The organism is Bacillus sp. UNC438CL73TsuS30 (assembly GCF_000482325.1).
Classification (GTDB): domain Bacteria; phylum Bacillota; class Bacilli; order Bacillales; family Cytobacillaceae; genus Neobacillus.
Genome location: NZ_KI535296.1, coordinates 301,750 through 325,793, shown reverse-complemented (window position 1 = coordinate 325,793; position 24,044 = coordinate 301,750). Strand labels below are relative to the sequence as shown.

The window sequence follows — 24,044 nt, the reverse complement described above, 5'->3', positions numbered from 1 at the left end:
TCACTCCCTATAAAAAATACGATTAGGTTATATCATTCCCTTTCCCTAATCGTATAAAACAAATAGATTATAGTCCAAAAATATGCTTGTTAAAAGAGCGGAAATCCTTTGTTTCAGTTTAAAAAGTTGTTCACCAATTTTACATATTTTCCGACAGTCGCTGTGGAAAGGCCATACCGTTCTGCAATTTCCTCACGCGTTACTTTTTCGCTGCGAAGCTTGTTCCAAACATATTCAATTGCTCCAGCCCAGGCCTGCTTATTTTTCAATTTGACATCCGACTTCGAGATTTCTACAAATGTCGAAAACCAGATTAAATATAATCCCGATTCAATCGGACCAATTGGTTGATGATTTTGGTATAAAAGTTCGGCAATTTCATGCGCATCAGCCGAAATCGATGGGGCACCGGATTTGATAAACGACATGTATTCTTGTTCCATCGGCGTCAGCTTTTGGTTATCCAAAAATCGTTTGGATGAAAAAATATCTTCCGCTTTATCTGATAAAGCTGTAAGAAATAGTGCAAATAATCGTTCCTCAATATAGTCACTGTCTAATTTTTGAAAAATGGAACTTGGATGGTCCTCAAATCCGTTCCCCTGCACTTTGTCCGTATTCCATGGCTCAAATCCTTCCTTTTCAGGATTGATTTCAAGAACCTTTTTCCAAATATTTTGAGCAAAGGGTTCATTACCGATTTGGTAAGCGGCACTCGAGAGCCAATAGTAGAATGGACCGTCTCCATCAAAGCCATTTTTATATAGCTTTTTAAGCCAAAAGTAGGCAAGTTCATATTCACCTACTAAGGCAAACGTTGCCCCTAATTTAAACTGTTGTTCAACAAGAAGCGGTTTTATTTTTTTCAAGGATTCCATTAATCTTTCAGCGCTCTTATATTGCCCTTGATAATGGGCAAATACCAGCCGGTTGCAAAGGGCATGAAGATTCCCCGGATTTCTCACCAAAACATCCTCTAAAATCGATTCTGCTTTTTCCGTTTTTCCTAAATAAAAATAGGCAAGAGCTAAATTATTATAGGCTGACCAATACTCTGGATATTCTTCGACAACGTCTTTTAATAATTCGATTGCCTTTGGAAAATATCCTGACTCTAGTAAATCTCTGGCTTGTTCTTGTTTTACAATAAGATCATCCTGCTGATAAAGCTCATCTTCAAGATCCTCTTCTTCAAAAAGAAGTAACTCGAGCAGGTCTTCTGTATCTTCAATAAATTCACCGTCGGGCTCAATCTCTATATAAAGTTTTGCATGGTGATAAGCATCTTTAAATAATCCCATATGGGCATAATTATTCGCTAAAAAATAATGGCATTCTACCATTTGTTCATCAAGTTCTTCAAGAATCTGATGCAAAAGTCGATTTGAATTTTCAAATTCACCTAGTTCTGTCGATACAATCGCCAACTGGCAAACAATAATCGGCTCACCCGGTTCAAGCTGCATAGCACGTCCTAGGTATTTCTTTGCTTTGATAAAGTCACGTCGATAGTAGGCCTTTAATCCCTTCTTGAAGTAATATTCCCCTGTTGGGACAAATGAGAGAATTTTTCCCTTTTGAATTCTTGCTTTCGAGTCTTTTCCCATAAAGTCCTCCATCTTTCAGTAAACTTACATAACTAATGTAGTATAACATAATAGGCCCTTGTACGAGAAGAGTCTGGAAAGCAAAGACAGTAGGAATTCGACAAAATTCGGGCGGTGACAGGCACCGCCCGAATTTTGTCGAAAAGAAAAAACCAGCCAACTTACGACCGGTCTTTGTGTCTTTCTTCTAATGTTTTCAATACTTCTTTAAACGGAAGTTCTTGTTCAACCAATAAAACTTGAAGGTGGTAGAGTAGGTCCGAGGCTTCCCACTTTAGTTCTTCGTGGCTTCGATTTTTTGCCGCAATGATGACTTCTGCTGCTTCTTCCCCTACTTTTTTCAAAATCTTATCGACGCCTTTATCAAAAAGGTAGGTCGTATATGCCCCTTCAGGACGTTCCCGCTGCCGGTCTAAAATGACTTTCTCAAGTGTTTGGAGGATTTGATAATCGCCTAAACTTGATCCGCCTTCATATACTCTTTCGGAAAAACAACTGACCGCACCGGTATGGCAGGCAGGGCCTTTCGGATAAACAAGTACTAAGAGCGCATCTTGATCACAGTCATAGTTAATGCTCACAACAGACTGTGTATTCCCGCTCGTTTCCCCCTTATGCCAAAGCTCCTGGCGCGAGCGGCTGTAAAACCATGTTTCTCCTGTTTCCAATGTTTTCTTGAGCGATTCTTCATTCATATAAGCAAGAGTTAATACTTCTTTAGTACCTGCATCTTGGATAATCGCAGGAACAAGTCCCTTTTCATCAAATTTCACCTTCATCGTACCGTCACTCCCTTTTCCCTTAAGTAGCTCTTCACTTCATGTACAGACGTTTCTTTATAGTGAAAAATTGATGCCGCAAGTGCCGCATCCGCTTTTGCTGTTTGAAATGCATCTTCAAAATGGGCTGCATTTCCCGCGCCGCCTGAAGCAATCACCGGAATGGATACTGCATCGCCCACTGCTTTTGTCAGTTTAAGGTCGAAGCCATTTTTCTCGCCATCGCTGTCCATACTCGTTAATAAGATTTCCCCAGCACCAAGGGCAGCTGCTTCCTGTGCCCATTCTACTACTTTTTTATCTGTTGGTGTGCGGCCGCCATGTGTATAAACACGCCACGTCCCGATCTCTTTATCAAATTTTGCATCAATGGCAACAACGATACACTGAGATCCGAAAAAATTAGCGCCTTCTTCAATCAGCTTGGGATTTAAAACGGCAGCTGTATTTAATGATACCTTGTCTGCCCCGGCCCGAAGAATTCGTTTCATATCCTCTAAAGCATTGATTCCCCCACCAACCGTAAAAGGGATTGCAAGTTCCGAGGCAACTGCTTTTACAACCTCAACCATCGTTTTTCTGCCTTCTACCGATGCAGAAATATCAAGAAATACAAGTTCATCAGCACCTTGTTCATCATAAAATCTCGCCAGTTCCACAGGATCACCGGCATCGCGAAGCTCGACGAACTGGATTCCTTTTACAACCCGGCCTTCTTTTACATCCAAACAAGGAATAATTCGTTTTGTTAAGGCCATACTCTCACCTCATCAAGGGCTTCCTTTAAAGTAAACCGTTTTTCATAGAGGGCCTTTCCAACAATGGCACCGCCTACGCCCTGATAGGAAACCGATTTTAAGGCACTGAGATCAGCTAAACTGCTCACGCCTCCGGAAGCAATCACATTTTTGCCCGTCACTTTTGCCAGTTCGCAAACCGCGGCAATATTTGGTCCAGCAAGCGTTCCATCTGTGGCGATATCTGTAAAAATGAACGTCTCGGCACCTGCTTCAGCAAACCGTTTTCCTAAATCAACCGCCTTTACCTTTGATGTATCAAGCCAGCCGTGTGTTGCCACAAAGCCATCCTTGGCATCAATGCCGATTACAATTTGCTCTCGGTATTTTTTAATCATTTCAATTGCAAAATCAGGATTAGAAACAGCAATGCTCCCAATAATCACCCGATTTACCCCATTTTCAAGGTAGTGGGCGATATCTTCTTCAGAGCGAATACCGCCGCCGATTTGAATGTTCACGGACAACTGTTTTGCCGCCTCAATGACAAAACGATCATTAACCCGTTTTCCATCCTTGGCCCCATCAAGATCTACCATGTGGATCCATTCTGCCCCATCTGCCGCAAATTGCTGTGCCATCGCAAAAGGGGAATCCCCATAAATCGTTTCTTTATCGTAATCTCCCTGCAGAAGGCGTACGCATTTTCCGCCCCGCATATCAATCGCAGGATAAATTGTAATACTCATCGTACAGCCTCCTTTTTATCAACCAATTGTAAAAAATTATTTAAAAGTGCCATGCCAAGCTTACTGCTTTTTTCCGGATGAAACTGCATTCCATAAATATTGTCCCTGCCAACAACGGCGGATACTTCCTCATGATAGTTTGCCTTCGCCAGTAATACTTCGGAGCCGGATGCATCCACATAATAGGAGTGAACAAAATAAACGTAATCTTCTTCAAGATTTTTTAATAGAGGGGAAGCCTTTACAAATTCGAGGCGATTCCAGCCCATGTGAGGAACTTTGTATGTTTCTCCTTCTGGAGTTTCTCCTGAAAACCTGCGCACCTTTCCAGGTAAAAGCCCTAACCCTTTTGTTGGCCCATTTTCTTCACTTTCCTCAAAGAGCAACTGCATGCCAAGGCAAATCCCAAGCAGCGGTTTACCTGTTGCAGCAAATTCCTTAATCGTTTCTGCTGGCAAGAGCTCCATTGCATCTCGGAAAGCACCTACGCCCGGAAGAATTAACGCATCCGCTGTAAGCAATTCACTTTTTTGGGCGGAAATAAAATAATCTGCGTCTAAACGCTCAAGCGCCTTACTGACACTAAAAAGATTGCCCATTCCGTAGTCAACAATGCCAATCATCGATAACACTCCCTTCGTTGTGGTTTTATTGTTACTACAACATCCCTTTTGTCGATGGAACCCCTTTGATACGTGGGTCAACCGTCGTCGCTTCATCAAGCGCCCTGCCCAATGCTTTAAAAACAGCTTCGATCATATGGTGCGTATTTTTTCCGTAATGTACAATAACATGAAGGTTCATTCGCGCCTCTAGTGCCAGCTTCCATAAAAACTCATGGACAAGTTCGGTATCGAAAGTCCCAACCTTTTGACCTGGGAACTCCGCACGCATTTCAAGATGCGGGCGATTGCTGAGATCGACCACGACTTGCGCCAATGCTTCGTCCATTGGGACAAATGCATTTCCATAGCGCTTGATTCCCCGCTTATCACCAAGTGCTTCCCGAAGTGCCTGTCCGAGGCATATTCCGATGTCTTCTGTGGTATGGTGATCATCGACTTCGATATCGCCCTTCGCATCCACCATAAGATTAAATTGCCCATGTTTTGTAAATAGGTCCAGCATATGTGTAAGGAATGGCACCCCTGTTTCAAGTTCTGAATGTCCTTCACCATCGATTGCTAAAGAAAGTTTAATTTGTGTTTCATTTGTTTTCCGTTCAATTCCTGCCACTCTTTCCATGAAGGGGCCTCCTACGTTGTTTTTTTCTAGTTTAGTTTCTATGATATAGTCGGAATCCGCTTTTATTTGCGGATTTAAGGAACTTATTTGCGGATTTACAGCTTTTATTTGCGAATTGCCTCAGTTTATTTGCGAAATTGCTATTTTTATTTGCGAATCCACAAAATTTGTCCCAAAGTTAGTTTTTCAGTCTCATTTCTACTGCCCTTGCATGTGCTTCTAGCCCTTCCATGCGAGCAAACGCTGCGATTTTCGCACCGTTATCCCTTAACGCTTTTTCACTGTATACAATGACACTGGATTTCTTTTGAAAATCATCCACATTTAATGGGCTAGAAAACCGTGCCGTTCCATTTGTCGGTAAAACATGATTCGGACCGGCAAAATAATCGCCAACAGGCTCTGAACTGTATCGTCCGATAAAAATCGCCCCTGCATGACGGATTTTCCCAAGAAGCTCCATTGCATTTTCCGTGATAATTTCTAAATGTTCCGGCGCAAGGACATTGATTGTCTCCACTGCCTGATCTAGATTTGCGGCCACATAAATGACACCATAATCTGCAATGGAACGCGCTGCAATTTCTTTTCGAGGCAGCAAAGCCAGCTGCTTTTCAACCTCCAAAGAAACCTCGTCTGCCAATCGTTGTGATGGTGTAACCAAAACACTGCAGGCACGTGGATCATGCTCTGCCTGTGATAATAAATCGGCTGCAATCTCTTCGGCCCTAGCTGTTTCATCCGCAAGAACTGCAATCTCACTAGGTCCGGCAATCATATCAATATCGACATCTCCAAAAACCTCACGTTTTGCAAGAGCTACGAATATATTTCCCGGTCCGGTAATTTTATCAACGGCTGTAATTGAAGCTGTTCCATAGGCAAGTGCAGCAATTGCCTGTGCCCCGCCGACCTTAAAGATTTCCTTCACGCCCGCTTCCTTTGCGGCTACTAAAACGGCAGCAGGCAGCTTCCCTTCCTTGTCGGGCGGCGATACCATGACAATCCGTTTAACCCCTGCGACTTTAGCTGGAATTACATTCATCAGCACTGATGAAGGGTATGCGGCGGTTCCTCCCGGTACATAAACACCGACGGAATCAAGCGGTGTGATTTTTTGTCCCAAGATTGTTCCATTTTCTTCTGTTGTCATCCAGGAAGGACGCAGCTGTTTTTCATGGAAGGAGCGGATGTTTTCCCCTGCTTCCCGAACAATTTCAACAAAGTCCTCATCCACCGTCCTGTAGGCTTCCGCGATTTCCTCTTCCGTTACGGAAAAAGAAGCTAATTGTACACGGTCAAATTTTTCTGTATACTCCCGTAACGCTTCATCGCCGCGGGTGCGGATATCGGAGAGAATATTTTTTACAATCGACAGCTGTTCCGACGTACCGGTTTCAATCGAACGTTTAATGGAAACCAAATCATCCACTTTTTGAATTTTCATTATAAATCCACCTCCGCTGAAACCACTTCATTAAGCCTCGATACGAGTTCATTTATTTTTACATCCTTAATTCGATAACTAACAGGATTGACGATGACCCGTGAAGTCACATCGACAATTCGTTCATATTCCACAAGACCGTTTTCTTTTAATGTCCGGCCGGAAGAAACGATATCAACAATCCGATCGGATAAACCAATAATCGGGGCAAGTTCAATCGATCCATTTAAACGGATAATTTCCACTTGTTCCCCCTGCTCGCGGAAATAGGCAGCCGCCACTTTCGGATATTTGGTGGCTACTTTTGGAGCCACATCGTTCATTTTCGTGTTTGGCAGACCCGCCACTGCCAAATAACAGCTGCTGATTTTCAAATCGAGAAGCTCATAAACGTCTCGGTCTTCCTCAAGCATAACATCCTTCCCGGCAATACCGACATCAGCAACCCCATGTTCAACATAAGTAGGGACATCCATTGGCTTGGATAAAATAAACCGAAGACCTTCTTCCTCAATATCGATGATTAGCTTACGGGAATCTTCAAATTCCGGCGGCAGCTTGTAGCCTGCCTGGCGAAGTAATACAACCGCCTCTTCAAAAATCCGTCCTTTTGGCATCGCAATTGTCAGTAAATCACTCATCTGCAGGCTCCTTTCCTGCTTTCCCAATTAAATAGATGGTGTTAGAAAATTTCTTTGAAAAAGCATCTAGATTTTTCACACCGGAAATATCCTGAAGCACGACCCGCTCCCCTTGTTCCTGCATTTTTTGAGCTAACAGAAAGCCCTCTTTCCGCCGTTCCTGGCTGAAGAAAATACACTGCAGGTCATTTTGGGTTTCAAATTCGCCCATAGCTTCTAATACCCGGTCAAGCTGAAGTGCAAATCCGGTCGCACTTGCTTTTTTACCAAACTTCTCAATTAAACTATACCGGCCGCCATTACCGATCGGAAAACCAACATTGCCTGCATAGGCTTCAAAGAAAACTCCTGAGTAGTAACTCATATGGCTGACAAGGGTCAAATCGAATCTCACCTGATCCTGCACTCCATAATCACTGAGGACATCCCATAATTCTTTGAGTTGGAGGATCGCTTGCTTGCCTTGTTCATTTTCAATTAAATCAAGTGCCATGCCGATCACTTCTGCCCCGCCGCGTAATTCTAGGAATTGCAGAAGCCTTTGTTTATCAATTGAGGACAATGAGAGTGCTTGAATATGCTCACGATACCCGACATAATTTTTTTCAAATAAAAATCTCCTTAGTGAATCTGCCCGTTCCTCTGTACCTAATATTTGTAAAAATAATTCCTCGGTAAAAGACGTATGGCCAATTGATACTTGAAATTTATCCAAACCGGCTTGCTTTAAAGAGGAGACTAAAAGTGATATCACTTCACCGTCACACGAGACGGTCTCATCATTTATAAACTCCACGCCAATTTGTTCAAATTCTGCTGGCCTCCCGCCTTCACGGCGCTGAGCCCGATAAACATTTGCCGTATAGGCTAACCTTAATGGCAGGTCGTCCTGCAATAGCTTAGAGGCTGCAACACGTGCAATCGGGGCGGTCATCTCCGGCCTTAATACAAGCGTATGGCCATCTTTATCAAGTAATTTAAAAAGTTGACGGTCCGGAATCGCTGAAGCCGCTCCGACCGTTTCATAGTATTCAAGAGTAGGGGTTTCGATAAATTGATAGCCCCAAAGCTTAATCGTTTCAGCTAATAAAGATTGAACATGATGTTTTTTTTCAAATAACTCTGGAAGTGTATCTCTCATACCCAATGGTTTCTCAAACATAAACAAACGACTCATTATGCTCATCCTTTTTATGGAAATCCTTTAGTCTGCTAATATGGTAGTAAAGTAAAGTTATTAGTAGTTTAACGCTAGGGTTGCAGTTCGTCAATGAAAAAATCTCATTGAATAGTCTGTACAATAGGAAAGAGCCTAGTCTAAAACCGGGCTCTTTCCTAAAATCTTATTCATTTTTTTGATAAATCGGATCATCTGCCCAGCGCTTTTCCAGTTCTTCTCTTGTGTAGATTACCCTCATTGGATTGCCGCCAACAAAGCTCCCTGGCGGTACGTCCTTATGTACAAGGGTCCCGGCTGAAACAATCGCCCCATCTCCTATTGTAACTCCGGGGAGAATCGTCGAATTCGCGCCAATCATGACTTCACTGCCAATGTCAATCGGCCCAAGCCGATATTCTTTGATTAAATATTCATGGGCCAGGATGGTGGTATTGTAGCCAATCACCGTATTGCGGCCAACGCTAATCTTTTCCGGAAACATGACGTCGAGCATCACCATTAACGCAAAGGAGGTTTGCTCCCCCACCTTTACCCGAAGGAAGGTGCGGTACAGCCAGTTTTTCATCCCGAGAAACGGGGTGTAACGGGCCAGCTGAATGACAATAAAATTTTTAACCACCTTCCAAAATGGCACCGTCTTATAAACATGCCATAGGGAATTCGCCCCTTCAACCGGATAGCGGGTTGTATTTCTCATCCTTCTCACTCTCCGAGAATGGTTAATAAGTCTGCCATGTTCTCTAGCATATAATCTGGTTCATATTTGGCAAGATAGTCTCGGCCTTTAATAGTCCAGGCCACTCCTGCTGTTTTTGTTCCGGCATTTTTCCCAGCCAAAATATCATGGAAATTATCACCGACCATAATGGTTTCCTCAGGTTGGGAATTTAATTGCTCCAACGCTTTAAGAATTGGCTCCGGGTCTGGCTTCACTTTTATCACATGATCCATCGCAACAACGACATCAAAATATTCCTCGAGCTTCATTAAGCGCAGACCCTTTAAACTCGTATCGTGACGCTTGGTTGTGACAACGCCAAGCTTATAGCCTTTTTCCTTCAAGGTACCGATGGTTTCCAGCACATTAGGAAATTCTTTCACGAGTAAATCATGGTTGGCAAGATTATAGGTCCGATATTCTAATATCATTTCCTCAACACGATCGGGGTCAACGGTTGAAAATGCCTCATGAAGGGTAGGACCCATGAACGGGAGGACGTCTTCTCGCTTATATTTGTTTGGATAATATTTTTCAAGTGTGTGTAAATAAGTCGCAATGATTAATTCATTCGTATCGATTAATGTCCCGTCTAAATCAAATAGAAGGGTGGTAATGTTGTTCTTCATGGTTGCTTCTCACACCGCCTTATGATATGGATTGATCTAAATAACGTTCTTCTGACAGATGCTTTTTTCGTCGAATCAGCAGGATTGCCAACGCACCTATGACCAGGACAATGGAAATCATTTGTGCCATTCTAAGGGAGCTAGTCAGCATGAGGCTGTCGGTTCTCATCCCCTCAATGAAGTAACGGCCGATGGAGTACCAAATAACGTAAGAGAGGAATAACTCCCCACGGCGCAGATTAACACGGCGAAGCAGCATTAATAAGATAAAGCCAATAAAATCCCAGACAGATTCATATAAAAATGTCGGATGATAATAAGTTCCATTAATATACATTTGATTGATAATGAAGTCTGGTAAATGTAAATTTTCTAGGAAGCTTCTCGTGACTTCCCTGCCATGAGCTTCCTGGTTCATAAAATTCCCCCAGCGGCCGATAGCTTGGCCGAGAATGAGGCTTGGAGCAGCGATGTCGGTAATTTTCCAGAAGGAAATTCCCCGCTTTTTCGCAAAAACATAGGTGGTAATAACGGAACCGATGAGGGCTCCATGGATAGCAATCCCGCCATTCCATATAGCTGGAATTTCACTTGGATGCTGTGCGTAGTACTTCCATTCAAAAATAACATAATAAATCCGCGCTGAAATAATCGCAATCGGGATCGCCCAGAGCATTAAGTCTGCAAAGGTATCCTTTGGCAGGCCGCGGCGATTCCCTTCCCTGATAGCAAGGAACAACGCAAGCGCCAAGCCTGAACCAATAATAATTCCATACCAATGCACTTGAATGGGTCCAAGTGTAAAAGCAATGGGATTAAGCGGCTGAATATTTTCTTTCATGTTCTAGTCTCCTTATTTCCCTTAAATGTCTTCATGTTCCCCTTCTTCAATGACCTCGGAGAGACGCTCAGTAAATTGCTGGGCGGCATTGACACCCATCCGTTTAAGCCTGAAGTTCATCGCAGCAACTTCGATAATTACAGCGATGTTTCGTCCTGGGCGAACAGGAATGGTCAGTTTGGTGACATCTGTATCAATAATTTTCATTTTTTCTTCATCTAAACCAAGACGGTCATACTGCTTTTGAGAATCCCAATTTTCCAGACTAATGACGAGCGAAATCTTTTTGTTACTGCGCACAGCTCCCGCACCAAATAGCGTCATAACATTGATGATTCCGAGCCCGCGGATTTCTAATAAATGCTCGATTAATTCTGGAGAAGTTCCAACAAGGGTATCTTGATCCTCTTGGCGGATTTCAACACAATCATCTGCCACTAAGCGGTGCCCGCGTTTCACCAATTCCAAAGCAGTTTCACTTTTACCAACGCCGCTTTTACCAGTAATTAACACCCCGACACCGTAAATATCGACTAATACACCGTGAACAGCGGTCGTTGGCGCAAGTTTACTTTCTAAAAAATTGGTTAACCGGCTGGAGAATCGAGTGGTTTTCATGCCACTGCGGAGGACAGGAACAGATTCGCGTTCGGACGCTTCAATCAGTTCTTGAGGAACCTCTAATCCACGTGTGACAATGATTGCCGGAGTAATATCGGTGCATAGCTGTTCCATTCGGGACATCCGTTCACTTGGTGTGAGTTCCTCAAAAAAGGAAAGCTCTGTTTTTCCCAACAGTTGGATTCGCTCTGCAGGATAAAACTCAAAGTATCCAGCCATTTCAATTCCAGGGCGGGAAATATCACTTGTGGTAATCGGGCGGTTAATTCCTTCTTCACCACTCATAAGTTGTAGATGAAATTTTTCTAAAATTTCCTTCGTGCGTACCTTTACCAAGTAGGTTCCTCCTTTTTTAGAAAAGCGCAAACTTCTATTGATGCTGATGAGTTGGTTATAAGTGCTGATGCTAGTGGTATTAATTAAAATAAGTTTCCTCTTATTTTAGCATTTTTTAAACAAGAACCAAATAATTTAGACAATTTCTCTGAAATGACACCTAGGAGAAAGAGACAACAAACAGATGCAACTCTATTAAATTCCCACACAACCATGTCCATTTTCCGAACAAGATTATGCCGAAGAACTGACGTTTTTATTGATTTTACTGCAAAAAAATAGCGCAGGATTCACTCCCGCGTTATTTTTCATTTTATTGTTTTTTAGAAGGTTCCAAAATCGTCTTTTGAATAATCAGGTTAACAATTGCCATGATAATGGCAGCAAACAGAGCCATTCCAAAGCCGGATATTTCAAAGGCCGGTCCCATAATGGCATCAGTAATCTCAAGGGTAAGCGCATTAATCACAAACAAAAATAAGCCAAGTGTTAAAATGGTTGCCGGCAGGGTTAACAGGATTAACAGTGGGCGTACCAGAATATTTAGTATGGAGAGCAGAAAACTTGCTTGAAGGGCAGCTGTAAAACCTGCCAGTTGGATACTTTCGCGAAAATATCCGGCAAGCGCCATAAATAAAAAAGCATTAATTAGGACTCCTATCAGCCATCTCATTTTCTTGCATCCTGCTCATTTGGTAATATTGTTTCTTTCATGTAAACTCCCACCTATTTAAATGGAATAACTCCGTCTGATTTATGAATGGTAATAGAACCCGTTTTTGTATCGGCAAATACCTTTAACTGTCGGTCAGGATGATTAATCGATTCGAAACGCAGTAATTTTTGTATCATTTCGCTTTTTTCCTCGAGAATTTGGACCCCCTCCAGCTTCATATTAAAGCCGCCGAGATTGGTCTTTAATTCCCCATTAACTGGAATACCCTCAGGAACATAAAGATCAATACTGCCTGTGGTTGCCTTTGCTGAGATTAACTCACAGCGATTGCCATTCAGACTGTATGTTACATTGCCATTGAATGTCTGCGTCGCCATCTTTCTAAAATTCCCATCCAGCTTAATTGCCCCATTAATGGTCTCAGCCTCAATATCATCAATAATACTATTTTGAAGCTTTATATGACCATTGGCTGTTTCGATTTCCGCCCGCTTTCCAGTTACCCTTGCTAGGTCAATTTTACCATTAGCGGTTTTGACGCGAAAATCGGTTACATTTAATTCTTCACCTGAAATCGGTCCATTAAACATTCTCACACGAATTCGTTCATACTGTGCCTGCGGGATATACACAACCGCATCGACCTTCATCCATTTTTGCTGGGTCGTAAAGCGCAGCTTTTCCCCCTCAATGGCAAAAAGGACATCCTTTAAGAAGTTTTGTCTTGCCTGCTCAGGTGTATCAACCCGATATACCTTTGCCTGACATTCAATCCGAACATCCTTCTGATCCCATGCAGCAATTTTTAATGAGCCGTTGGCCACATCTAAATCCATATCCTTTAAATAAACGTCGCCATGATGAAAAATATGGGAGATTTCTACGGATTGTCCGAAGTTTAAATCAAGATCAAAGTCTTTAATTTTTTTCAAAGCGGAATCAACAAAATCAAATATTTTTTCTTTTGTAGATTGGAATCTGTTTCCACCTTCATTTTCTTGATTTTCCTTATTCGCTTCCTCAAATTTGACGGCAGTGGAAAGCTCACGAACGATTTGCTCCTGCTTTTGCTCCATGGTCTGCTGTGCCTTTTCTAGCTCCTCAAGCAAGGATAGTGCCTCGTCAACCTTCAATTTTCCCTCTTCAACCATTTGTAAGATCCGTTTTCTTTCCTCTTTCATGTTTTTCACCCCGAATCATTTATTCTATTCATCTTATTCCGTTCCTGGGAATTTTACGCCTTCTGTACTACCTTATTAATACGAATTGAGTGGAATTAAAGTTTCAGTTTTTCCCATGCAAAAAAGCTAGGGCACCTGGCCTTAGCTTTTTGCAATCATTTCTTTTTCATCAATTTGCTTTTTCATCCGCAGGCGGTCACGTTCAAGGATTGGTTTTAAATATTTTCCTGTATAGGACTCAGGGACCTCTGCGACCTTTTCCGGTGTACCGGTCGCTACAATGGTACCGCCCTTGTCGCCGCCCTCCGGACCTAGATCAATTAAATAATCCGCTGCTTTGATCACATCAAGATTATGCTCGATGACGAGAACGGTATCGCCATTCTCTACTAAACGCTGAAGCACAACAAGTAACCTAGAAATATCATCCACATGCAATCCGGTTGTCGGCTCATCCAAAATGTAGAAGGACTTTCCTGTTGAACGTCGGTGCAGCTCAGAAGCCAGCTTCACCCGTTGCGCTTCCCCGCCAGATAAAGTTGTTGCCGGCTGCCCTAATTTGATGTAGCCAAGACCTACATCCAAAATCGTTTGCAGCTTGCGGCTGATTTTTGGAATGTTCTCGAAAAATTGAACGGATGCTTCCACCGTCATATCTAATATATCGGCAATGTTCTTTCCTTTGTACTTAACTTCAAGTGTTTCGCGGTTATAGCGTTTCCCGTGGCACACTTCACAAGGGACATACACATCAGGCAAAAAGTGCATTTCAATTTTGATAATCCCGTCACCACGGCAGGCCTCACAGCGGCCGCCTTTAACATTAAAGCTGAAACGGCCTTTTTTATAGCCGCGGACCTTCGCCTCATTCGTTGTCGCAAAAACATCGCGAACATCATCAAATACACCTGTGTACGTCGCTGGGTTTGAACGCGGTGTTCTGCCGATTGGCGATTGGTCAATATCAATGACCTTTTCTAAGTAGTCAATCCCCTTAATGCTCTTATGTTCACCCGGCTTCGTTTTGGCACGGTTAAGCTTCTGTGCCAAGGATTTATGGAGAATTTCATTAATCAGCGTACTTTTTCCCGACCCGGAGACACCGGTAACCGCGATAAACATTCCAAGAGGAATCTTTAGATTGACATTTTTTAAATTGTTTTCCGACGCCCCTTTAATTTCAAGAAAACGGCCGTCTGATTTTCGACGTTCAAGCGGCAGTGGGATAAATTTCTTGCCAGCTAAATACTGTCCGGTAAGAGAATTAGGGTCAGCCATCACCTCTTCAGGTGTTCCGGCTGAAACCACTTCTCCTCCGTGTATCCCAGCACCCGGTCCAATATCAATTAAATAATCCGCTGCAAGCATGGTATCCTCATCATGTTCGACTACAATCAGAGTATTTCCGATATCGCGCATGTTTTGCAAGGTTCCAATTAAACGGTCATTATCCCGTTGGTGCAGTCCAATGGAAGGCTCATCGAGAATATATAAAACCCCGGTTAACCGTGATCCAATCTGGGTGGCTAAGCGAATCCGCTGGGCCTCACCACCGGAAAGCGTTCCCGCCGTTCGGCTCAATGTTAAATAATCTAGTCCAACATTGATTAAAAAGCCTAACCGCTCGCTAATCTCACGAAATATTAACTTTGCAATTTGCATCTCTTTATCTGAAAGATGCAATTCGGAGAAAAATTGATGCGTTTCTTCTATCGAAAGATCGGTAATCTGGGCAATATGCTTGCCGGAGATTAAGACAGCGAGACTTTCTGGTTTTAACCGATACCCCTTACAAGCCGGGCAGGGCTGCTGCCCCATGTATTTTTCCATCTGTTCACGAATATAATCGGAACTTGTTTCTTTATAACGGCGCTCAACGTTCCGGAGTACGCCTTCAAATTCAATATGTCCTTCACGGATTTGTCCGAAATCATTTTCATAGTGAAAATAAATTTTTTCACGTTCAGATCCATATAAAATTTTATCCATTTGGTGTTTTGGAATATCTATAACCGGAATATTCATGTCGATACCATAATGATCACAGACTGCCTCAAGCAGTTGTGGATAGTATTGCGAACTGGTCGGTTCCCACGGGGCAATTGCATGCTGTTTAAGCGTTAAGTCCTTGTTTGGAATCACAAGGTCAACATCGACCTCAAGCTTCGAGCCGAGCCCGTCACACTGAGGGCACGCACCGAATGGGCTATTAAAAGAAAACATTCGCGGCTCTAATTCCCCAATGGAAAAACCACAGTGCGGACAGGCGTGGTTTTCACTAAATAATAGTTCTTCCTCTCCAATAACGTCGACAATTACTTTTCCAGCGCCTAGTCCTAAGGCCGTTTCAAGGGAGTCAGCTACCCTTGAAGAAACGCCTTCTTTAACGACAATCCGGTCCACAACTACTTCGATGGAATGCTTTTTATTTTTTTCCAGCTCAATTTCATCACTGAGATCGAGCATTTCGCCATCGACCCGGACACGAACAAAGCCTTGCTTTTTAATATCCTCGAACACCTTTACATGTGCTCCCTTACGGCCAGATACAATGGGGGCTAGAATTTGCATTTTTGTGCGTTCCGGATATTCAAGAATTCGGTCCACCATTTGCTCGATCGTTTGTGACGAAATCTCAATTCCGTGAATCGGACAAGTGGGATGACCAACTCTAGCAAACAGCAGTCGTAAATAATCATAAATCTCGGTTACCGTTCCTACTGTTGACCGTGGATTTCGACTTGTGGTTTTTTGATCAATCGAGATTGCCGGGGATAATCCCTCAATCGCATCGACATCCGGCTTATCCATCTGTCCAAGGAATTGCCTTGCATAGGCGGAAAGGGATTCAACATAGCGGCGCTGACCTTCTGCATAAATCGTATCAAAGGCAAGTGAGGACTTTCCTGACCCGGAAAGCCCCGTTAAGACCACTAGTTTATCTCTCGGAATTGTAACATCTATATTTTTAAGATTGTGAGCCCTTGCTCCTTTTACAATAAGTTTTTCCATTGCCATGATAACGTTATCCTTCCGCTTTCAATTCTAAAATTAAATCACGAAGCTCGGCAGCACGCTCGAAGTTAAGCGCCTTGGCCGCTTCCTTCATTTCTTTTTCCATATCGGCAATTAAGCGCTCTTTTTCTTTTTTAGACAGCTTGCCAATTGCTGCTGCTGGTTTGTAGTCTTCCTGCTCCTCAGCCGCATGCGTAGCACGAATAACATCACGAATATCCTTCTGAATCGTCTGTGGTGTTATTCCGTGCTTTTGGTTATATTCCTCCTGGATCTCACGACGGCGCTTCGTTTCACTAATCGCCATTTCCATTGAATTGGTTATCCGATCGGCATACATAATCACTTGTCCGTTTGCGTTCCGGGCCGCACGTCCAATTGTTTGGATTAAAGAGCGTTCCGAACGGAGGAACCCTTCTTTATCCGCATCTAAAATGGCTACAAGCGAAACCTCCGGTATATCGAGACCTTCCCTGAGCAGGTTAATTCCAACGAGGACATCATATTTACCAAGACGCAGCTCGCGAATAATTTCAATCCGCTCAAGCGTTTTGACTTCTGAATGAAGGTATTGGACTTTGATGCCGATTTCTTTTAAGTAATCGGTTAGGTCCTCGGACATTTTTTTCGTTAATGTTGTAATCAGCACACGTTCATTGCGCTTCACCCGATCCTGGATTTCACCGATTAAATCATCAATTTGCCCTTCAATTGGACGAACTTCAATTGGCGGATCGAGTAATCCTGTCGGACGGATAATTTGCTCCACCATCTCTGGTGTGTGCTCTAACTCAAATGGTCCTGGGGTTGCAGAGACAAAAACGATATTGTGAATATGCTTTTCAAATTCATCAAACGTTAATGGCCGGTTGTCTAATGCGGATGGCAGGCGGAATCCGTGTTCAACAAGCACTTCTTTCCGAGCTTTATCCCCATTAAACATTCCTCTGACCTGCGGCAATGTCACGTGTGATTCATCAATAACCATTAAAAAATCCTCTGGAAAATAATCTAATAGGGTATAAGGTGTCGAACCTGGCGGCCGTAATGTTAGATGGCGAGAGTAGTTCTCAATACCTGAACAAAAGCCCATTTCCCGCATCATTTCCAAGTCGTAGCGTGTCCGCTGTTCGATTCGCTGAGCTTCAAGCAATTTATCATTTTCCCGAAGGACCTTTAGGCGTTCCTCGAGTTCTTTTTCAATGTTTTCAATGGCAATGCGCATCTTTTCTTCTCTTGTGACGAAGTGGGAGGCAGGGAAAATAGCAACATGATCCCGTTCTCCGATAATTTCTCCTGTTAAGGCATCTACTTCACGAATCCGGTCGATTTCATCGCCGAAAAATTCAACACGCATACAATGCTCATCCCGTGAAACCGGGAAGATCTCGACCACATCACCGCGGACACGGAATGTTCCCCGTTTGAAATCGATGTCGTTTCGTTCATATTGGATATCGACGAGACGATGGAGCAGCTGGTTGCGTTCAATTTCCATCCCTGTTCGGAGGGAAAGTACCATTTCACGATATTCCTCTGGCGAACCGAGACCATAAATACACGAAACACTTGCAATGATGATGACATCATTCCGCTCGAAAAGCGAAGAGGTTGCTGAATGCCGCAATTTATCAATTTCATCGTTGATGCTTGCATCTTTTTCAATAAATGTATCAGTCTGTGGAACATAGGCTTCCGGCTGATAGTAATCATAGTAGCTGACAAAGTACTCCACAGCATTGTTTGGGAAGAATTCCTTAAACTCACTGTACAGCTGGCCGGCCAAGGTTTTATTGTGAGCAATCACAAGGGTTGGTTTATTTACCTCTTTGATAACATTGGAAATCGTAAACGTCTTACCCGTCCCTGTTGCTCCTAAAAGGGTTTGATAACGTTTATTTTCATGGATTCCTTGCACTAATTGACGGATAGCTTCTGGTTGATCGCCCTGCGGCGAATATTTAGATACTAATTCAAATTGGTCCTTCATAAAAATTTCCCCCTAAATACAATAGGTTCGATTCATTACTTTTCTGCCTTTTTAAGAAAGTCTCGGACCGGTTGCGGCTGAAAAGTGATTCTTTCCATAATATATATTACCATGTTACCACAAAACACCAAAAACAAACCAATAATATGCGAACGAATATTCGTTTTTATTAAGAAATCCGTTATAATCTTATTTTTCAACTTACTTGATTCTCATACATGCGAAACTCCGTGTTTATTTGCAAATTTTATCTACTTATTTGCGAATCAAGCTGTTTTATTTGCGTATCCAGAAGGTTTATTTGCGAATTGCTCACTTTTATTTGCGAATCAAAACAAAAAGCCTGCCAAATCAAGTTTTGGCAGACTTCTAACTTTTTTTTATTATTCTCGGCCTCATTTTTGCAGCCAGCCAAAAACCGGCCGTTAACGATAGAGCATCGGTGATAATAAGCGGTAATGTGTGGGTATAACCTTTATAAGCAGAAGCAGCAATAAGTGCGACGGTTAATGCAAGTCCTATAATCCGATTGTAAGTGACCCGTGTAAAAAATAAAACGAGCAAGCCCGGCAAAATAAGCGCCGACAAAATTTTAATCACCAATGGGTACACCTCATTCATTTGATTCTGTTAATTAATTCTAAAAATTTATTCACAAAATTGCAACAGAAAAATAAATTTAGCTCTTGAAATTCCCTAATTCCTATAAGGATTTCACCATAAAAAGGAATGGATCATATCCACTCCTTTACAATTTAACCTTTTGCAAACGCAATGCATTAAGAACAACCGAGACAGAGCTGAACGCCATAGCTGCACCTGCAAGCCATGGTGCAAGGAACCCAAGTGCAGCGACCGGAATACCCAACGTGTTATAGGCAAGCGCCCAAAAAAGGTTCTGTTTAATATTACGAATCGTCTTTTTACTTATAAAAATGGCATCAGCGATACTATTTAAATCTCCGCGAATTAGTGTAATATCAGCTGCCTCCATCGCCACATCCGTACCAGTCCCAATCGCCATACCGATATCGGCAATAGCAAGAGCTGGTGCATCATTGATTCCATCTCCGACCATGGCAACCTTCTTACCTTGTGCCTGCAGCTTCTTGATTTCATCCGCCTTCCCTTCAGGAAGTACCTCGGCAATTACCTGGTCTACTCCAACCTGAGCTGCAATGGCATTTGCTGTTTGCTGATTATCCCCTGTAATCATGATTACTTCAATTCCCATATTTCTAAGGCGGCTGATCGCTGTTTGGGATGTTTCTTTTATCGTATCCGCCACGGCCACTATTCCTGCAAAATGACCATTTATTGCTGTAAGCATCGCGGTTTTTCCAGCCCTTTCTAATGCATCCATCTGATCAAGAGCATCATCCGCAGATACATTAAACTGTTTCATTAACTTTCTTGTTCCAACCAGCAGCTCTTTTCCTTCGACAATTGCCTTTATACCAAATCCGGGAATCGCTTCAAACTCCGTTACATCCTTTAAGGCAATTCCTTTATCTTTAATTCCTTGAACGATCGCTTGAGCAAGCGGGTGTTCTGATTGTTTCTCAGCAGATCCAACCAGTGATAAAAATTCTCCTTCTGGTTGAGATTTGTCTATGAAAACATCGGTTAAAACCGGCGTTCCATTTGTAACAGTGCCCGTTTTATCGAGGACAACTGTAGAAATCTTATGGGTCATTTCTAAGTGTTCGCCGCCCTTAAACAGAATTCCATATTCGGCGGCACGGCCCGAACCAGCCATGATGGAAGTCGGTGTTGCTAAACCTAGTGCACATGGACAGGCAATAACAAGGACCGCAATCAATTTCTCTAACGCCTCTGCAAAATCCCCAGGTGTGACGAAAAAATACCAAACAACAAAGGCTAGAACGGCAAGTGCAACAACAATAGGGACAAAGATTCCGGAAATTTTATCAGCTAGACGTTGGATTGGCGCTTTTGATCCCTGGGCTTCTTCGACAACTTTAACGATCTGTGCTAAAGCTGTATCCCTGCCAACTTTTGTTGCTTCCACTTTGAGAAATCCATTTTTATTGATGGTAGCTCCAATTACCTCATCACCAGGGCTTTTATCAACAGGCACGCTTTCACCGGTTAACATCGACTCATCAATAGCTGAACGGCCCTCTATTATCTTTCCATCGACTGGGATCTTCTCACCAGGTTTAATATGAAGGATATCCCCAACGATTACTTCCTCAATCGGGACCTCCTGTTCGATTCCTGCTCTCTCAACCATTGCTGTTTTCGCTTGAAGACCCATCAATTTTTTAATCGCTTCGGATGAACGTCCCTTTGCTTTCGCTTCAAACAGCTTTCCAAGAATGATCAATGTAATCAGGATTGAACTTGTTTCATAGTACAGCTCTACCGATTGTGAATGACCTCCAATCGAAGTAAACGATAGATACAAACTATAAAAATAAGCGGCAGAGGTACCTAGTGCAACAAGTACATCCATATTAGCACTCTTATTTTTTAACGCTTTATATGCTCCGATATAAAACTGTTTTCCGATGATAAACTGAACCGGGGTAGCCAAGGCCAATTGAACCCACGGATTCATAAACATTTCCGGAACCCAAATGAATGATGTAAAGCTGAAGTGCCCTACCATTGCCCATAAAAGCGGTAAGGAAAGGATAGCCGAAAAGATAAACTTCCCTGTCTGTTTTTCGATTTCCTTTTGGCGATGGTCAATCGTATCTTTTACATCTTCCTTTATATGAGCACCATAACCGAGTACTTCCACCTTTTTAATGATTTCTCCGGTTGAAAGAACGGCACTATTGTACTCCACTGTGGCTTTCTCAAGCGCTAAATTCACATTTGCTTTTACAACACCAGCTAACTTATAAAGACCTTTTTCAATTCGGGTCGCACAAGCGGCACAAGTCATCCCGGTGATATCAAATTCAGTTTTTTCATTGACAACCTCGTATCCTAAATCCTTAATCTTTTTTTCAATGTCTTCCACCTTGATTTTTTCGGGATTATATTTAACATTAGATTTTTCTAAAGCAAGATTCACATTGGCTCTTTCAACGCCTTCTAATTTATTAAGACCTTTTTCAATTCGAATGGCACATGCAGCACAGGTCATTCTAGAGATTTGTATAGTGGTCTCTTTTATATTTTGACTCATAAAAGCCAGCTCCTTATACCCTATATAGGTATATATTTTTGTGAAAGAGAACGTGCTAGGAGCTAGCACGTCTTTTTCACACTCTTTATTTCACATCATAACCTTGGTCATCAATGGTTTCCTTTATTTTATCCAATGAAACTTCATTTGGATTAAACTCCACATCCACTTTTTCTGCCTTCAAATCGACCTTAACGGAACTGACACCGTTAAGTGCACCGACACTTCCTTCTACCGCGTTTACACAATGACCGCAAGACATTCCTATAACATTTAATGATACCTTTTCCATTATGTTCATTCCCTTCGGATATTTTATTATATTTTCCCTTGTTTCTATAATACTATACCCCCCTACCCTATGTAAAGCCTGTTTTTTAATTTCTTTTATGCTGTTTTCACTTTTTCTAACAAGAATAACTTTATCAGATACATATCAAAAAAATACGCATATTTGATTTCGTCAAGAAATCGCCAAATTCTCAAGTAATTTAGGCAATTAAAAAACCTTAGCCCAATTGATATTACGGCCTAAGGTTTTTAGTGTTTTATACCCTATGCATCATTGGGAGTGAGAACAAATAAATATTTGCGACTGCAAGTATTAGCATTAAAGTATAGTACGGCATCAATGCCTTAAAAGATCCTTTGTTGCCAATTCGATAAGCTGTATAAATGGAACCAATCATTCCAATCACGATAATAATATACTGGAGCATTTGAACAGATGAAGCAGGAGCAAAGGCTAAATCCCCTCTCGTTACTTTCATACCGAATAATGCTGCCGTGTTATACCAGATTGCTTTTCCCTCCGTAATGATATGGAAAAGGTTATGTACAAGGTGACCTGCTAAATCTAATGGAATGATCGCATAACCGAATCGAATAAAGTTTTTCTTTACTTTTTCTGCAGAACCACCGGTTACGGTTGCAATTTTTGCTGTTCCTAATAATAGCGCTACTGGGATAGCCATTGAAATAATAAAGGCAACCGTAAAGTTAACATTATAATTATCTGTCCCGGTTATGGAACCAATTGCATTTAAAATATCCTGCCAGATGGATACCATTGTAATGTTTTGAACAAACACAATTCCCATAATGACGGCTGCCAAGAAGGTATGCTCAATCATCGGTTTTTTGATTCCCCATAATTCCGATGTAGGTACCCTCGGAGAAATCCGAATCGAGTCATTCGGACAAGATTTCACACAGTTTCCGCATAGGTTACAATCAGCCGATGAATCCATTGTCCTTACAAATTGAAACATTGGACAGCCTTCTGCCTTATCGCTTCCTTTAAAACAAGACTGGGTTTTACATGTCTTACATATTTCTAATGTGCCGCGAAGTTCTAATGAACCGGAACGTGAATAGTTACCAGATAATCCTCCTAGGAAACAAAGCGTCTTACAGAATGTTCTTCTTTCATAAAAAACGGATGTCCCAACCACCATCGTCACAAGTAATAGAAGCAAATAACCGGATCCTCTTGGTGATTCAACAATCCCCCAAATATGATCGCTATAGGTAATCGCAATAAAGAAAAGGTCAATCATCCAAAGCCCATATTTTCTTAAAAACTTCGGCATCGGCCGATTGCTGCCAATCGTTTTTCGAACAATATCGCTCAATTTGCCAAATGGACAAATCGCACACCAAAACCTTCCGATGACGAGGAAAAAGATTGGGATGAGCGGCCACCATAAAACCCAGGTTAACGAAGTTCCGACATTTCGTGTTGGGTCAACAGTTCCGGCAACTAATTCATAAACAATAACGGAAAAAACGATGAGGACGATCCATTGAAAAATGCCTGGATACCATCGGCTCTGAATAAATTTTTTTATAATCGGTATGGATAATAGATTATAAGGCTGCTTTTCTTCCATCCGTTTTTCCTCTTTAGTTAATTGATTACTTGGAATTGCCATTGGAACCACCCTTTCTTCTACACCACTTATTCCATATTCCAATCACAATAAACGAAAGATTAACTGCACCATAAGTACCCAACACCTTTAAATTGGCTGGTTTTTCAATTACCGGTCCATGGGAGTGTCCACTGCCCTCCATGTCCATTCCTTCCATATCATGATTGTCAGTGGTGTGTTCCCCGCTCATATCCACTCCTTCCATATCATGGCCGTAAGTGGTGTGTTCCCCGCTCATGTCCATTCCTTCCATGTTGTGCTCGGAATGTTCGTTTCCGTTAAGGCTTGATGTTGATGGCATCTTTTGATCCCCTTCATGTGCCATAGCCATTCTTCCACCGGAAAATACTATAACTAGAATAATCATAAACATCCATTTAGCTTTCAAGCTATTCACCTCATTCCCATAAAGAATAAAATAAGAGTATTGATTAACATGGTTTCACTTTAATGGAAAAGTGTGCAGAAACTATGGTTTTTCCTTGGACAAAGTTTGTCATTTATGAAAGCCGAGCCAATTGACACAAAATCGAAATAATAAAACACTTAATCTGC

22 protein-coding genes are annotated in these 24,044 nt (G+C 42.2%); all 22 read right to left on the bottom strand.

Going from position 1 to position 24,044, the window contains the following annotated elements; all coding sequences use genetic code 11:
- Positions 1-113: 113 nt before the first annotated feature.
- The 22 genes from M028_RS0123105 to M028_RS0123000 all read right to left on the bottom strand — a co-directional run bounded on the left by M028_RS0123105 (position 114) and on the right by M028_RS0123000 (position 23,877).
- Positions 114-1,607 carry a tetratricopeptide repeat protein gene (locus tag M028_RS0123105; protein WP_026575956.1) on the bottom strand — a complete coding sequence of 498 codons (1,494 nt, stop codon included), beginning with the start codon at positions 1,605-1,607 and terminating at the stop codon, positions 114-116.
- 161 nt (positions 1,608-1,768) lie between these two features.
- Entirely contained in the window at positions 1,769-2,386 is a 618-nt protein-coding gene (hisIE, locus tag M028_RS0123100) for a bifunctional phosphoribosyl-AMP cyclohydrolase/phosphoribosyl-ATP diphosphatase HisIE (RefSeq protein ID WP_026575955.1), read from the bottom strand.
- The gene (hisF, locus tag M028_RS0123095) at positions 2,383-3,144 is read right to left on the bottom strand and encodes an imidazole glycerol phosphate synthase subunit HisF (protein WP_026575954.1); all 762 of its coding nucleotides are present in this window, start codon (positions 3,142-3,144) and stop codon (positions 2,383-2,385) included. Before hisF ends, hisIE begins: the two co-directional genes overlap by 4 nt.
- Positions 3,135-3,872 (bottom strand): 1-(5-phosphoribosyl)-5-[(5-phosphoribosylamino)methylideneamino]imidazole-4-carboxamide isomerase, encoded by a 738-nt coding sequence (gene hisA, locus M028_RS0123090; protein WP_026575953.1) that lies wholly within the window; start codon positions 3,870-3,872, stop codon positions 3,135-3,137. Before hisA ends, hisF begins: the two co-directional genes overlap by 10 nt.
- Positions 3,869-4,495 carry an imidazole glycerol phosphate synthase subunit HisH gene (gene hisH / locus M028_RS0123085; protein ID WP_026575952.1) on the bottom strand — a complete coding sequence of 209 codons (627 nt, stop codon included), beginning with the start codon at positions 4,493-4,495 and terminating at the stop codon, positions 3,869-3,871. Before hisH ends, hisA begins: the two co-directional genes overlap by 4 nt.
- Before the next feature lie 34 nt (positions 4,496-4,529).
- Positions 4,530-5,117 carry an imidazoleglycerol-phosphate dehydratase HisB gene (gene hisB / locus M028_RS0123080; RefSeq protein WP_026575951.1) on the bottom strand — a complete coding sequence of 196 codons (588 nt, stop codon included), beginning with the start codon at positions 5,115-5,117 and terminating at the stop codon, positions 4,530-4,532.
- Positions 5,118-5,295: 178 nt separating this feature from the next.
- Complete coding sequence (gene hisD / locus M028_RS0123075; protein WP_026575950.1) at positions 5,296-6,564, bottom strand: histidinol dehydrogenase; 1,269 nt, start codon at positions 6,562-6,564, stop codon at positions 5,296-5,298.
- Entirely contained in the window at positions 6,564-7,205 is a 642-nt protein-coding gene (gene hisG, locus M028_RS0123070; protein WP_026575949.1) for an ATP phosphoribosyltransferase, read from the bottom strand. Before hisG ends, hisD begins: the two co-directional genes overlap by 1 nt.
- On the bottom strand, positions 7,198-8,382 hold the full coding sequence (locus tag M028_RS0123065; RefSeq protein ID WP_026575948.1) for an ATP phosphoribosyltransferase regulatory subunit: 1,185 nt from the start codon (positions 8,380-8,382) through the stop codon (positions 7,198-7,200). Before M028_RS0123065 ends, hisG begins: the two co-directional genes overlap by 8 nt.
- A gap of 166 nt (positions 8,383-8,548) precedes the next feature.
- Complete coding sequence (locus tag M028_RS0123060; protein ID WP_026575947.1) at positions 8,549-9,082, bottom strand: acyltransferase; 534 nt, start codon at positions 9,080-9,082, stop codon at positions 8,549-8,551.
- Positions 9,083-9,087: 5 nt separating this feature from the next.
- Positions 9,088-9,732, bottom strand: a complete 645-nt coding sequence (gene ppaX, locus M028_RS0123055; protein WP_026575946.1) for a pyrophosphatase PpaX — start codon at positions 9,730-9,732, stop codon at positions 9,088-9,090.
- A 19-nt stretch (positions 9,733-9,751) separates the two neighbouring features.
- Positions 9,752-10,573: a prolipoprotein diacylglyceryl transferase gene (gene lgt, locus M028_RS0123050; RefSeq protein WP_026575945.1), complete on the bottom strand. Its 822-nt coding sequence runs from the start codon at positions 10,571-10,573 to the stop codon at positions 9,752-9,754.
- A gap of 21 nt (positions 10,574-10,594) precedes the next feature.
- Positions 10,595-11,530: an HPr(Ser) kinase/phosphatase gene (gene hprK / locus M028_RS0123045; protein WP_026575944.1), complete on the bottom strand. Its 936-nt coding sequence runs from the start codon at positions 11,528-11,530 to the stop codon at positions 10,595-10,597.
- A 313-nt stretch (positions 11,531-11,843) separates the two neighbouring features.
- The gene (locus M028_RS0123040) at positions 11,844-12,203 is read right to left on the bottom strand and encodes a phage holin family protein (RefSeq protein ID WP_026575943.1); all 360 of its coding nucleotides are present in this window, start codon (positions 12,201-12,203) and stop codon (positions 11,844-11,846) included.
- 53 nt (positions 12,204-12,256) lie between these two features.
- On the bottom strand, positions 12,257-13,387 hold the full coding sequence (locus M028_RS0123035; protein ID WP_026575942.1) for a DUF4097 family beta strand repeat-containing protein: 1,131 nt from the start codon (positions 13,385-13,387) through the stop codon (positions 12,257-12,259).
- A gap of 141 nt (positions 13,388-13,528) precedes the next feature.
- Positions 13,529-16,405 carry an excinuclease ABC subunit UvrA gene (gene uvrA, locus M028_RS0123030; protein WP_026575941.1) on the bottom strand — a complete coding sequence of 959 codons (2,877 nt, stop codon included), beginning with the start codon at positions 16,403-16,405 and terminating at the stop codon, positions 13,529-13,531.
- Positions 16,406-16,412: 7 nt separating this feature from the next.
- On the bottom strand, positions 16,413-18,392 hold the full coding sequence (gene uvrB / locus M028_RS0123025; RefSeq protein WP_026575940.1) for an excinuclease ABC subunit UvrB: 1,980 nt from the start codon (positions 18,390-18,392) through the stop codon (positions 16,413-16,415).
- A 369-nt stretch (positions 18,393-18,761) separates the two neighbouring features.
- Positions 18,762-18,995, bottom strand: coding sequence for a CsbA family protein (locus M028_RS0123020; RefSeq protein ID WP_026575939.1), 234 nt, complete (start codon positions 18,993-18,995; stop codon positions 18,762-18,764).
- A 145-nt stretch (positions 18,996-19,140) separates the two neighbouring features.
- On the bottom strand, positions 19,141-21,555 hold the full coding sequence (locus M028_RS0123015; RefSeq protein ID WP_026575938.1) for a heavy metal translocating P-type ATPase: 2,415 nt from the start codon (positions 21,553-21,555) through the stop codon (positions 19,141-19,143).
- Between the two features lie 85 nt (positions 21,556-21,640).
- On the bottom strand, positions 21,641-21,847 hold the full coding sequence (gene copZ / locus M028_RS0123010; protein ID WP_026575937.1) for a copper chaperone CopZ: 207 nt from the start codon (positions 21,845-21,847) through the stop codon (positions 21,641-21,643).
- Positions 21,848-22,103: 256 nt separating this feature from the next.
- The gene (locus M028_RS0123005; protein ID WP_026575936.1) at positions 22,104-23,489 is read right to left on the bottom strand and encodes a 4Fe-4S binding protein; all 1,386 of its coding nucleotides are present in this window, start codon (positions 23,487-23,489) and stop codon (positions 22,104-22,106) included.
- The gene (locus tag M028_RS0123000; RefSeq protein WP_026575935.1) at positions 23,473-23,877 is read right to left on the bottom strand and encodes a hypothetical protein; all 405 of its coding nucleotides are present in this window, start codon (positions 23,875-23,877) and stop codon (positions 23,473-23,475) included. The genes M028_RS0123005 and M028_RS0123000 overlap by 17 nt, the downstream gene beginning before the upstream one ends.
- Positions 23,878-24,044 lie beyond the last annotated feature (167 nt).